This window comes from Serratia sp. LACPHL-BACT-2024-00286 (genome assembly GCF_043109535.1).
GTDB classification, from domain to species: domain Bacteria; phylum Pseudomonadota; class Gammaproteobacteria; order Enterobacterales; family Enterobacteriaceae; genus Serratia; species Serratia sarumanii.
Genome location: NZ_JBICNA010000001.1, coordinates 619259 through 631344, shown reverse-complemented (window position 1 = coordinate 631344; position 12086 = coordinate 619259). Strand labels below are relative to the sequence as shown.

General features: G+C 55.8%; 10 protein-coding genes. 4 read left to right on the top strand and 6 right to left on the bottom strand.

The window, feature by feature from the left end:
- Nucleotides 1-111: 111 nt before the first annotated feature.
- On the bottom strand, nt 112-1017 hold the full coding sequence (locus tag ACF8MC_RS03050; RefSeq protein ID WP_033648430.1) for an alpha/beta fold hydrolase: 906 nt from the start codon (nt 1015-1017) through the stop codon (nt 112-114).
- A 185-nt stretch (nt 1018-1202) separates the two neighbouring features.
- On the opposite strand from ACF8MC_RS03050, the gene asr reads away from it, so the two are divergent.
- Together asr and ACF8MC_RS03040 are read left to right on the top strand one after the other, a co-directional pair.
- Nucleotides 1203-1478 (top strand): acid resistance repetitive basic protein Asr, encoded by a 276-nt coding sequence (asr, locus tag ACF8MC_RS03045; RefSeq protein WP_033648431.1) that lies wholly within the window; start codon nt 1203-1205, stop codon nt 1476-1478.
- A 293-nt stretch (nt 1479-1771) separates the two neighbouring features.
- Nucleotides 1772-2584, top strand: a complete 813-nt coding sequence (locus ACF8MC_RS03040; protein WP_033634660.1) for a serine protease — start codon at nt 1772-1774, stop codon at nt 2582-2584.
- Between the two features lie 293 nt (nt 2585-2877).
- On the opposite strand, the gene ACF8MC_RS03035 is transcribed toward ACF8MC_RS03040, so the two are convergent.
- Nucleotides 2878-4374, bottom strand: a complete 1497-nt coding sequence (locus tag ACF8MC_RS03035; RefSeq protein WP_200761765.1) for an aldehyde dehydrogenase family protein — start codon at nt 4372-4374, stop codon at nt 2878-2880.
- 604 nt (nt 4375-4978) lie between these two features.
- A complete protein-coding gene (locus ACF8MC_RS03030; protein ID WP_060420917.1) occupies nt 4979-5644 on the bottom strand; it encodes a DUF3313 domain-containing protein in 666 nt (221 codons plus the stop codon).
- Between the two features lie 242 nt (nt 5645-5886).
- On the opposite strand from ACF8MC_RS03030, the gene ACF8MC_RS03025 reads away from it, so the two are divergent.
- On the top strand, nt 5887-6510 hold the full coding sequence (locus ACF8MC_RS03025) for a TetR/AcrR family transcriptional regulator (RefSeq protein WP_033653064.1): 624 nt from the start codon (nt 5887-5889) through the stop codon (nt 6508-6510).
- A gap of 363 nt (nt 6511-6873) precedes the next feature.
- Here ACF8MC_RS03025 and hrpA read toward each other — a convergent pair whose 3' ends face one another.
- Nucleotides 6874-10761, bottom strand: a complete 3888-nt coding sequence (gene hrpA / locus ACF8MC_RS03020) for an ATP-dependent RNA helicase HrpA (RefSeq protein ID WP_103829564.1) — start codon at nt 10759-10761, stop codon at nt 6874-6876.
- Nucleotides 10762-11030: 269 nt separating this feature from the next.
- On the opposite strand from hrpA, the gene azoR reads away from it, so the two are divergent.
- Nucleotides 11031-11636, top strand: a complete 606-nt coding sequence (gene azoR / locus ACF8MC_RS03015) for an FMN-dependent NADH-azoreductase (RefSeq protein ID WP_033634661.1) — start codon at nt 11031-11033, stop codon at nt 11634-11636.
- On the opposite strand, the gene ACF8MC_RS03010 is transcribed toward azoR, so the two are convergent.
- Together ACF8MC_RS03010 and ACF8MC_RS03005 are read right to left on the bottom strand one after the other, a co-directional pair.
- Entirely contained in the window at nt 11633-11770 is a 138-nt protein-coding gene (locus ACF8MC_RS03010) for a hypothetical protein (RefSeq protein WP_107685448.1), read from the bottom strand. The two genes, azoR and ACF8MC_RS03010, sit on opposite strands and share 4 nt — an antisense overlap.
- Entirely contained in the window at nt 11755-12078 is a 324-nt protein-coding gene (locus ACF8MC_RS03005) for a YdbL family protein (protein WP_033634662.1), read from the bottom strand. The genes ACF8MC_RS03010 and ACF8MC_RS03005 overlap by 16 nt, the downstream gene beginning before the upstream one ends.
- Nucleotides 12079-12086: the final 8 nt, after the last annotated feature.

Genomic DNA, 12086 nt, shown 5'->3' with positions numbered 1-12086 from the left:
TCATAGCGCGCATTCCTTGCCGACAACGCCTTGGCCACAGAGTGGCGGCTGGCTACCTACCATAAGTATGTTGTAACTAAAATGGCAAAAAACGCCGGGCTTTCCGGCCTCTCATCCCAGCGCATGACGGGCGATCATCGCCGCCAGCTGCGGCCTCAATGGCGCGGGCAGGTCATGCCCCATGCCCGGCATGATATGCAATTTGGCGTTGGCGACCGCACGGGCGATCGCAACCCCACCCGCCTTGCGCACCAGCCGATCGCGATCGCCGTGAATAACCAGCGTCGGCGCGGCTATGCGCCGGCTGTAACGACGCAGATCGCCGCTGCCGAGCAACGCGGAAAGTTGCCGCTGCATGCCTTCCGGATCCACGCCCCGCTTCAGCAACCGCGTCACCAGCGTATCCAGCTCCGCCTCCTCCGGCGGATAAAATCGGGTGCCGAGCGCGCGCAGGAAGGTTTTCATCCCCTCGTGGCGCTGCTGCAGCGTCAAATCGGCCGCAGGCCGGCGCACCAACAGCCATAGCAGCGAAGGGGCCGGCGGCGGTAACAGCGGCTGATTGGTGCTGGAGAACAAGATGCATAACGAGGCGACGCGCTGCGGGTATTCGGCGGCCAGCACCTGGGCGATCATCCCCCCCATCGAAGCGCCCAGTACGTGAGCCTGCGGAATGCGTAAATGATCGAGCAGATGCGCCGCGTCCGCCGCCATGTCCGCCAGGGTATAAGGCACCGGCGTTTGCCAACCGAGCTGGGCGCGCAACATCAGCAGCCACAACGGCTGCGTACGTTGTGCCTGCGTTTTGCCGGAAAGGCCGACGTCTCGGTTGTCATAGCGGATCACCCGAAATCCCTTGGCCACCAGGGCGCGGCAGAAGTCGTCAGGCCACAGCAAAAGCTGTGCGCCGATCCCCATGATGAGCAGCAGCGGCGGGTGCGCCTCATCGCCCCAGTCCTCATAGGCCAGCGGCACCTCGCCCTGTTCGGTCACGCCACAACGAATTGATATCTCGTTCATGTTAAATCCTTTTTACCGTGCCTGGCGGTCATTATAACAGCAATCCCACTCCCCACCGCCGCCCTGTACATTAGGTTACATGCCGAAACCAATCACTCACGGAAAGGCGGACGCCGTTTGCCTACTATCATTTCAACGGCCCCGCAGTGGGGTTGATACCCAAAAGCCATATTGAGGATTCTGCGATGAAAAAAGTATTAGCTCTGGTTGTTGCCGCTGCAATGGGTCTGTCTTCCGTAGCTTTCGCTGCCGAGGCTGCCACCACCGCACCTGCGGCTAGCGCAACCACCGCCACCGCTGCGCCTGCTAAAGCCCAGGTGAAACACCACGGCAAGAAAGCCCCGGTTCAGAAAGCTCAGGCGGCCAAAAAGCATCACAAAAAAGCCGGTGCGAAAGCCCCGGCCCAAAAAGCCCAGGCGGCTAAAAAACACCACAAGAAAGCCAGCCACAAAAAGGCGTAACAACGTGAGGATCCCCTCACCGTTTCAGGCTTGACGTGTACAACACCCGGTTCGCCGGGTGTTTTTTCATCGGGGGTTCGCATTGATGCTGCGCCGCTACCTGTTCGAGATCGTTCTGACCGCCCTGATCCTTTGCGGCCTGATCGCCGTCTTTTTTTACCTGTAGCCTGCCGCATCGCCGGCGGGAAATTATTGAAAAATCAATTATTGCCCATCCACACGGATGCTAAATCAGTCTATAGTTAGCATTCAGTGTGTTTATGGATGATCCGTATTTGTCAGGCAAGAGATCTATGCGCAAATCCGTTTTACTGTTGCTGTGCTCACTCCCGCTCATCGCTGCTCAGGCGGCACGCGCCGACGGCCCGTCCAAGGCCGAGCAAACGCGTCTGTTTTTCGGCAAAGATGAACGCATCAAGGTCACGGATACCACCGCCCAGCCCTGGCAGGCCATCGGCCAGGTCGAAACCGCCAGCGGCAATCTGTGTACCGCCACGCTGATCTCCCCACACCTGGCGTTGACCGCCGGCCACTGTGTGCTGGCGCCGCCGGGGCAACTGGATAAAGCCATCGCCCTGCGCTTCGTGGCGGGTGATAAATCCTGGCGGTATCAAACCGACAATATCGAAACTCTGGTCGACAGCAAGCTGGGCAAAAAGCTGAAGCCGGACGGCGATGGCTGGATCGTGCCGCCCGCCGCCGCCGCTTATGACTTTGCGCTGATCCGTCTGAAAGACAAAAAGCCGCTGCCGATCGCACCGTTGCCGCTGTGGCAAGGCGACAGCAAGGCGCTGACCCAGGCCCTGAAACAGGCCAAGCGGTTGATTACTCAGGCGGGTTACCCGGAGGATCATCTGGATGACCTCTACAGCCACCAAAACTGCAAGGTCACCGGCTGGGCCCAGCAAGGCGTACTGTCGCACCAGTGTGATACCCTGCCCGGCGACAGCGGCTCACCGCTGCTGTTGAAAACCGCCGACGGCTGGCAGTTGATCGCCATCCAAAGCTCGGCGCCGGCGGCGAAAGATCGCTACCGCGCCGATAACCGCGCCCTGGCGGTGCCCGGCATCCGGGAAGCACTGGACGCCCTGGCGGCAGGCAAATAGTCTTTATCTCCACAAGCGCTGGTTTCAGGCGATCTCCCTTAACCAGCGTTTAGTCCGAGAGAAAGAGGGTTTTAATGTTAAGAAACATGCCATTATCGCCTTGATTAAAACCCGACAGTTCTTTGTGTCATGCCAATGATTGAAAATATTGCCATGCTCTGGGGGAATAATCTGAGGCAATAATGACATATAAATAACTCTATCTCTTTGGTTCTAATAAAATGCTCAGAAATCTCATCGTGAAAACTCCTTATATTTCCCTTTACATAAAATCGATGCCGTATCAAATCAACTTATTTGGGTGTGAAATTGATATGTATATTCTTTTCCCTGGTAAAGGCCAAAAGCTCACCCAAACACTCTTCTCGGCCAATCCCAGACTGTTTTACACCACCAAATGGAGCACCAAGAAAATGTTTAGCCACATCATTTATCCACACAAACCCTGCCTCAACATCCTGAGCCAATTGATTCGCGTCTTGCAGGCTGTCAGTCCATATAGAACAAGTTAGCCCAAGATCCAACTGATTCACTTGTTGAATAAGACTTTTCTTGTCATCCCATTTTATAATGGACAACACGGGACCAAAAATTTCTTCCCGTGCAATATCCATATCCATGGTTACATCAGCAAATACAGTTGCTTCAAAAAAACAGCCGTTCTTTAGTGATTCATGTGCGGGCCTCGAGCCTCCGGCAATAAGCCGTGCCCCAGCGAGCTTTGCCTGCTCAACATAAGATTCCACGCGGCTTAATTGAGCCTGAGAAATCAATGCCCCCATGGTGGTTTCAGGGTCTGACGGTATGCCTGGTTTAAATCGAGTCACGCGCGATGCAACCTTTTCGATAACATCCTCATATATATCGCTATGAATGTATGCCCGGCTTGTTGAACCACATGATTGCCCGCACCACTCAAAATTCATACCACGTATCACAGCATCGGCAACTTGATCTGGATTAGTATCAGAGAAGGCAATGAGGGCATTTTTTCCACCTAACTCAAGCAGCACCGGTTTTATCGTTTCCGCGGCTGCACGCATTACCGCCCGCCCCGTAGGTATGCTTCCGACTACAGTGATCATTGAAACGCCTGGATGCTGCGAGAGTGCAGCGCCAACGGCCTTCCCTCCTGTCACCACATTGAAGACTCCTGGCGGCAACAGTTCGTGAAAGAGCTCAGCCAGTCTCAGCGCCGAGAGCGGACTTTGCTCTGAGGGTTTAATTATAACGGCATTTCCCGCCGCCAACGGCGCAGCTATTTTCCCCGCACACGTCAGGAGTGGGTGGTTGAAAGGAATTATTCGCGCAACAACACCATAGGGCTCCCGTGTCGAAAAATTAACGGTCCCGACTCCCATTGGGATTGAGCTTCCTTTCATCTCGGTGACAAGTCCCGCAAAGAAGTCCAGCAGTTCTGCCGCCGCAGCCACATCCCCATATAACATCTGCACAGGGTTTCCGCAGTCAATGGCATCAAGCAACGCCAGCTCGCGTAAATTGCTGCGGATTACAGCAGCCATTTTTCGAAGTGTTTTTGCTCTTTCGAGTGGCTTGACTTGACGCCACAGCTGAAATCCATTTCTGGCAGCGTCAATAACGGAAGATACGTCGCGTTCGTCAGCTTCTGCAACTTTGCATAACTCCGTTCCGGTTCCTGGGCTATTCACTGCTCTGACTTCACCTCCGACGGGAGCATGCCAATTTCCGCCATAATACAGATTACGGGAAATGGGTAATACGCTCTGCCAAGAGGACGCTTGCGATTGCATACTATATTCATCTGCCATAATTAAGCTACTCCTATACAAATTTATCATTTAAATAATTCATCAAATATCACTGAGATTATGATGCCCTATCTTCTCCGATGAGAGGGTTAAATCTATCAGTAACTGTGGTTTGCCTTGCTTTGCTTTCCGCCAACGCGCTCATCAAAAAGTTGGCGACTGACCGTTTTTATAAAAAAAGCCAGATAACATCTCATTCCGCTTTCAAATACTGATGCGCGACCTCTTCAGAATAGGCGCCGCTGTGTGGAGCATAAGGCAAAAATGCCGTATTCCCATAATGCATCCAGAAAAACCCGCTGAGCTATCCATTGCCAATTATAAATATCAGTGTCGTTTACAAAATCAGTAAGACAACAAACACAAGAAATGAAATGTCTATGATTGTAAATATCACTATAAACCGGCCCACCGTCATCATCCCTCCTTCCACTGCGCTCAAACATATGTTCTCTGATAGCCGATGTATGTTATTGCACTGTCTCCGTTGTAGATTAATATACCCACTTGACTCGCTCATGTTTATCTGTCGGCGGCTCTGGTAAAATATCTTTTCGCCATTAAGGGCGGTAATTCAGCTTCACCATCAGCACATTGAGCATAATTAATTCAACATCTCAGCCAGTTCTTCCGCACCTTTGTCAATTCCCACCTCGGCCGCGTTGAGCGAGCCGATACTTGCACCGATATTCATGGCATTCGGATACTGTCTGGCCACGTAGGCGTTGAGAAGGTTATGGTTAGAAGCATCATAAAGCTCCACAACGTAATTCACTGAGCCGTTGAATAATCCTTCCTCACCACGGATAGATTGCACAATATTGTAAGGCCCTCCCACCAGAGGGTCTAACTTAGTGATAGTGCCGATAAAAGACGTCGTCGTATCAGCACCTGTTAACGTCAGTTTTAATCGGATAGTACCGGAAATTGGTGTGCTGACCTCTCGGAAGTGTGGACGCAAACTTTCGCTGAATTTGTTATACATATAATCCGCCAATAACTTGCGTTCTTCCGGTAAGAGATCGCCAAACTGGTGATCCCCACCTTGATAAATAACGACCGGTTCGATAATGATATTGGTGTATTTACTCCAGTCCACTGGCGGGGCATAGCGGTAAGGAATACGGTTGGATTTATCATCAGTGTTAGGAGTGAGCAATGATGATGAATCAATGCTAGCATACCGTACCGGTGGTTTTGCCGAACATCCGGCCAAAATAACGGTAGGTACCGCAACAACCAAGAGAAAAGCGTTGATGTAATTAGACATTTAAGACTCCCGACCAGAGATATCATCGATACTGATCTTAACTGATTGTTTTTCCCCAGAAAAACAACCGAAATATGGTGCTTAACAAGACTTTTCTTTAGGTGGATGGTGGTGTACACAACCAAGAGCGATCATAAAAACACCAAAACAGTACCACCTGGTACACTTTTATCATAGTTTCATCGCGTGTCAAGAAAAAGCCTCTTGTCATGTAACCATTGCTTTAACGGTAAGGAATGCTAATGAAAGTACGTACTAAAGCACGCCGCGACGCTATCGTCGAAGAAGCGGCATTGCTTTTTCAAGAAATGGGCTATGAACGAGCGTCAATGAATGAACTGGTCAAGCGGATTGGCGGATCGAAAGCGACTCTTTACCGTTATTTCCCTTCTAAAGAGGCGCTATTTGTCGCCGTTGTTCGTGAACATGCAACTCAGCACCTCACAGAAGCCGCTGAGGGACTGATGATTGATGCGCAAACTTTCACGCTGGAACAGACTTTGATGCGTTTTGCCGAGCGAAAGCTGCAGGTTGTTGCCAACGATAATAGCGCAATCGCCGTTTATCGGATGGTGGTTGCCGAGTCTGGTAATTCTGATATCGGCACTCTATTTTATGATGCAGGAATACGAGAAAGTGTAACAAAACTCTCGGAACTCATGGCGATAGCGATGGAGCGTAAGGAACTGCATTTGGCAGATCCGCACCTTAGAGCTTTACAATTTTTGTCGCTATTAACCGCAGAGGTTGATATGCGTGTGTACCAGCGCCAATTAACCCCGCTAAGTACACCGCAAATTCAGGAAATGGTTTGCCATGCAGTTCACATGTTTTTAAATGGAGCGGCATTCAGAGATAATGGCTAAAAAAAGGCCTCTGTACCTCAGGCATCCCTCATTTTTATCTTTTAACGATTCGTTTGAAATCACGCTGAATCATTAAATTCAGTGTAGTCACGCATCTGGTATTCGAGGTTTTCGAAACAGACTTTGAGACAAACATGCACCTGAAACATCCCCGTTCTCTCAGTAATGCAGCCTCCAGTGCACTCGAAGAGGGTTCGGCTCGCCTTTCATGCCATCGGAGCCGAGCCTGGACAGGCAAACGCCCCCTGGCAGAAATATGCCAGGGGAATGCCTCCACGGTGCCCCCTCTCGCCCGGCGGCCCAAAACCTTCTGCCCGGCCAGTTGTGCTGTCTGTCGTTCGACGCCGGCCGGCGCGCCCGAACTTAGCCCGAAAGCTGTTCGATAGTTTGCAGAATGCGCTTGTCGGAGATCGGGTACGGCGTGCCCAGCTGCTGCGCGAACAGGCTGACGCGCAGCTCTTCGATCATCCAGCGCACCGCTTTCACCTCTTCCTCCTGCTGCCGCTTTGGCGGCAGCTTGTTCAGCCACTGCTGCCAGGCCTGCTGCACCTGCTCCACCCGCAGCATCTGCGCGCGATCGCGATGCGGATCGATGGCCAGTTTTTCCAATCGGCGTTCGATCGCCTGCAGGTAGCGCAGCGTGTCCGGCAGGCGTTTCCAGCCGTTGCCGGTGACGAAACCGCGGTAGACCAGGCCGCCAAGCTGGGTTTTGATGTCCGACAACGCCAGCGCCAACGACATATCCACCCGGCCTTTCAGCCGTTTGTTGATGTTGAAGACCGCCGTCAGGATCTGCTCAACCTGCCTGGCCACCTCGACGACCGTGTCGTTCAGCTCGGCGCGGATCTGCTCCTGCAGGCGCGCAAAGCCTTCTTCTTGCCAGACCGGGCCGCCGTGTTCGGCGATCAGCTTGTCGATGCCGCACGAAATGCAATCGTCAATCAGCTCCAGCACCTTGCCGTACGGGTTGAAGTAGAGCCCCAGCTTGGCCTTGTTCGGCAGCTTTTCATGCAGGTATTTGATCGGCGAAGGAATATTCAACAACAGCAGGCGGCGCGTGCCCTGCCACATCGCCTGTTGCTGCTCGCTTTCGCTGTCGAACAGGCGGATCGCAACGCTGTCCTTTTCATCCACCAACGCCGGGTAAGCCTTCATCGAATAGCCGCCGCGCTTCTGCTCGTAAAACGCCGGCAGTTGGCCAAAGCTCCAGACATGCAGATTGCTCTGCTCCAGCCCATCGTCGGCCACCGCCGACAGCGTCTCCTGCACCTTCTCTTTCAGCTGCAGGCGCAACGCGGCCAGGTCTTTGCCTTCGCGCAGCGTCTGATTTTTCTCGCCCACCACGCGGAAGGTCATCTTCAGGTGATCGGGTACCTGATCCCACTGCCAGTCATCACGTGACACGGTCACGCCAGTCATGCGCCGCAGCTCACGCTCCAGCGCGTCCAGCAGCGGCAATTCCAGCGCAGTGACGCGGCCAAGGAACGCCTCGGCGTAGTTCGGCGCCGGCACGAAGTTGCGGCGCACCGGTTTCGGCAACGATTTGATCAGCGCAATCACCAGCTCGCGGCGGATGCCGGGGATCTGCCATTCGAAGCCCTGCTCCTCCACCTGGTTGAGGATCGGCAGCGGAATGTGCACCGTCACGCCGTCGGCGTCGGTGCCCGGTTCGAACTGGTAGCTCAGCCGCAGCTTGAGGTTGCCCTGATGCCAGAAGTTCGGGTAGTCGAGCGCGCTGATCTTGTTGGCGCCATCCTTGATCAGCATCTCTTTTTCGAAATTCAGCAGATCCGGCTGCTGTTTGGCGGCGTTCTTCCACCAGCTGTCGAAATGACGGCCGGAAACCACGTCGTTGGGAATACGGCGATCGTAGAAGCCGAACAGCGTTTCGTCGTCCACCAGAATGTCGCGGCGGCGCGATTTATGCTCCAGCTCCTCCACCTCGGCGCGCAGCTTTTGGTTGTCGCGGAAGAAGGCGTGGCGCGTCTGCCAGTCACCCTCCACCAGCGCATGGCGGATAAACAGCTCACGGCACAGCAGCGGATCGATGGAGCCGTAATTGACCTGGCGCGCCGCGACGATCGGCAGACCGAACAGCGTGACCTTTTCGCTGGCCATCACCGCCCCCTGCGACTTCGACCAGTGCGGCTCGCTGTAGCTGTGTTTCACCAGATGCTGAGCCAGCGGCTCGATCCATTCCGGCTCGATACGCGCGGCGATGCGCCCCCACAGGCGGCTGGTTTCCACCAGTTCGGCCACCATGGTCCACTTCGGCGGCTTCTTGAACAGGCCAGAGCCGGGGAAGATGGAGAAACGGGCGTTGCGCGCGCCGGTAAATTCCTGTTTTTCCGCATCCTTCTGGCCGATATGCGACAGCAAGCCGGTCAGCAGCGCGGTGTGTACGCTGCGGTAGTCGGAAGGCGTGCTGTTGATCGGCAGCCCCAGCTCTTTCACCACCTGGCGCAGCTGGGTATAGATATCCTGCCACTCGCGCACCCGCAGGTAGTTGAGGAAATCGTTGCGGCATAGCCGGCGGAACTGGCTGGAGGAGTTCGCCTTTTGCTGCTCCTGCAGATAATCCCACAGGTTGACGAACGCCAGGAAGTCCGAGTCCTTGTCGGCGAAGCGGCGGTGTTTCTCATCCGAGGCTTGCTGCTTGTCCATCGGGCGCTCACGCGGATCCTGAATCGACAGCGCGGCGGTGATGATCATCACTTCACGCACGCTGCCGCTCTTCTGCGCTTCCAGCACCATGCGCGCCAAACGCGGGTCGATCGGCAACTGCGCCAACTGCCGGCCCTGCGGCGTCAGCTGATAGTGGCCGTTGTCGGCGGTGGCGATCGCCCCCAGCTCTTCCAGCAGGCGCACGCCATCCTGAATATTGCGCTTGTCCGGTGCCTCGACAAACGGAAACGCGGCGATGTCGCCCAGCCCCAGCGAGGTCATCTGCAAAATAACCGATGCCAGGTTGGTACGCAGGATTTCCGGATCGGTAAACGCCGGCCGCGACAGGAAATCCTGCTCGGAGTACAGGCGGATGCACACCCCTTCCGATACGCGGCCGCAGCGCCCTTTACGCTGGTTGGCAGAAGCCTGCGACACCGGTTCGATCGGCAGGCGCTGCACCTTGGTGCGGAAGCTGTAGCGGCTGATGCGCGCGGTGCCCGGATCGATGACGTACTTGATGCCCGGCACCGTCAGCGAGGTTTCCGCCACGTTGGTGGCCAGCACGATGCGGCGGCCGTGGTGCGACTGGAACACCCGGTTCTGCTCGCTGTTCGACAGGCGCGCATACAGCGGCAGCACCTCGGTGTGCGGCAAATTGAGGCGGTTCAGGGCGTCGGCGGTATCGCGGATCTCGCGCTCGCCGCTCATGAAGATCAGAATGTCGCCCGGCCCTTCGCGGCCAAGCTCGTCCACCGCATCGAAAATCGCCTGCAGCTGGTCGCGATCGGTATCGTCGCCGTCGTCGACCACCGGGCGGTAGCGTACCTCCACCGGGTAGGTGCGGCCGGAAACCTCGATGATTGGCGCATTGTTGAAATGGCGCGAGAAGCGCTGCGGATCGATGGTCGCCGAGGTGATGATCACCTTGAGATCCGGGCGCTTCGGCAGCAGTTCGCGCAGGTAGCCGAGAATAAAGTCGATGTTGAGGCTGCGCTCGTGCGCTTCATCGATGATCAGCGTGTCGTACTGCATCAGCAGGCGGTCCTGCTGAATTTCCGCCAGCAAGATACCGTCGGTCATCAGCTTGACCAGGGTATTTTCTCCCACCTGATCGTTGAAGCGCACCTTGTAGCCGACGCTGCCGCCGAGCGGGGTTTCCAGCTCGTCGGCGATGCGGTTGGCGACGGTGCGGGCCGCCAGGCGGCGCGGCTGGGTATGGCCGATCAGCCCTTTCACCCCGCGCCCCAGTTCCAGGCAGATCTTCGGCAGCTGGGTGGTTTTCCCCGAGCCGGTCTCCCCGGCGACAATCACCACCTGGTGATCGCGGATGGCGTTTAATATGTCCTGCTTTTTTTGGCTGACCGGCAGGCTTTCCGGATAGGTAATGCGCGGGCAAGACGCGGCGCGCGCCTGCACTTTTTGCCGCGCCGCCGCGATGTCGCTTTCTACTTCGGCGGCCACCGCCAACTGGGCATCGGGATTTTTGATTTTTCGTGCGCCCTGCAGGCGACGACGCAGACGTTGTTGATCGCGGAGCATCAGCTCACCCAGTTGGGCCGGCAGTGCCTCGAGCGGAGATTTCACGTTCGGTGTTCCTTGTTTCTTCGCCGCCAAGGCCAGGCTTGGCAACGGTTTGATGTTTTTTTAGCGATTTTTTTGCTTTAGCCGCACAGCCTATCACAAACGGCTTTCTCCCCCTACTTTCGCGAGTAAAGCCTCGCCATGTCATTCAATAAAATCGAACGAAGATCTCGAAATATTGCGCTATCACTGTTGGAGGAATGTGAATAGCATGTACTCCATGCAAGGGACGCTGAGTCCTGATGTCACTGTCACAACGTAAGGAATTATCGATGAGCAACGTATTGGTTCTGAAATCAAGCATCCTGGCGACCTACTCTCAGTCTAACCAACTGGCCGATTTCTTCGTAGAGCAATGGAGCAACGCCCACAGCGGCGACACCATCACCGTGCGCGATCTGGCCGCACAGCCCATCCCGGTGCTGGACGGTGAACTGGTCGGCGCGCTGCGTCCCTCCGATGCTCCGTTGACCCCGCGTCAACAAGAAGCGCTGGCCCTGTCGGACGAGCTGATCGCCGAGCTGCAGGCCAATGACGTCATCGTGATTGCCGCGCCGATGTACAACTTCAACATCCCGACCCAGTTGAAAAACTATTTCGACCTGGTTGCCCGCGCCGGGGTGACCTTCCGTTACACCGAAAACGGTCCGGAAGGCCTGGTGAAAAACAAACGCGCGGTGATCCTGACCAGCCGCGGCGGCATTCATAAAGGCACCCCGACCGACCTGGTGGAACCTTACCTGCGTCTGTTCCTGGGCTTCATCGGCATCACCGACGTGGAGTTCGTCTTCGCGGAAGGCATCGCCTACGGCCCGGAAGTAGCGACCAAAGCACAGGAAGACGCCAAGGCGGCCCTGTCTCAGGTGGTGTCTGCCTAAGATCCTGCGCAGGGGCGCCGCGCCCCTGCCGGACAAGAAGCAAGTCCTGTCAAACCTGCACTACCCTCATAATAATCATCTATCCGTATCTCTTGGCGCGCCAGACGGCGCGCTTTTTTTATTTCTTCAGCCACTGGCCGTTGATGCCGCGCACATACTCGCCGCTCTGCGCCCGCGTCACCAGCTTCTGCCCGGCCATGCGCGCCACTTCGTCGACGGCGATATGGTTGCCGTCCGCCACTTCCTGATACTTCTCGGCGCGGCCGGCGTTGATGCGCTTCACCAGCGCCAGCGTTTCCGCGTCCTGCTTCACCGGGGCGATATAGCCGCTCAGGGTTTCGCCCACCCGCCCTTGCTGCTTCGCCTCATCCAGCGTCAACGCCATCGCCACGCCGCTGAACAACCAGGCGGCGCCGGCCAGCCACAAATAACGTTTTTTCATGTCGGCTC

Excerpts from the sequence above, each read along its gene's own strand:
- ACF8MC_RS03030 (WP_060420917.1), bottom strand. The coding sequence starts at position 5,644 with ATGTCTAATTACATCAACGCTTTTCTCTTGGTTGTTGCGGTACCTACC.
- ACF8MC_RS03005 (WP_033634662.1), bottom strand. The coding sequence starts at position 12,078 with ATGAAAAAACGTTATTTGTGGCTGGCCGGCGCCGCCTGGTTGTTCAGC.
- ACF8MC_RS03050 (WP_033648430.1), bottom strand. The coding sequence starts at position 1,017 with ATGAACGAGATATCAATTCGTTGTGGCGTGACCGAACAGGGCGAGGTG.
- ACF8MC_RS03035 (WP_200761765.1), bottom strand. The coding sequence starts at position 4,374 with ATGGCAGATGAATATAGTATGCAATCGCAAGCGTCCTCTTGGCAGAGC.
- asr (WP_033648431.1), top strand. The coding sequence starts at position 1,203 with ATGAAAAAAGTATTAGCTCTGGTTGTTGCCGCTGCAATGGGTCTGTCT.
- ACF8MC_RS03025 (WP_033653064.1), top strand. The coding sequence starts at position 5,887 with ATGAAAGTACGTACTAAAGCACGCCGCGACGCTATCGTCGAAGAAGCG.
- ACF8MC_RS03040 (WP_033634660.1), top strand. The coding sequence starts at position 1,772 with ATGCGCAAATCCGTTTTACTGTTGCTGTGCTCACTCCCGCTCATCGCT.
- azoR (WP_033634661.1), top strand. The coding sequence starts at position 11,031 with ATGAGCAACGTATTGGTTCTGAAATCAAGCATCCTGGCGACCTACTCT.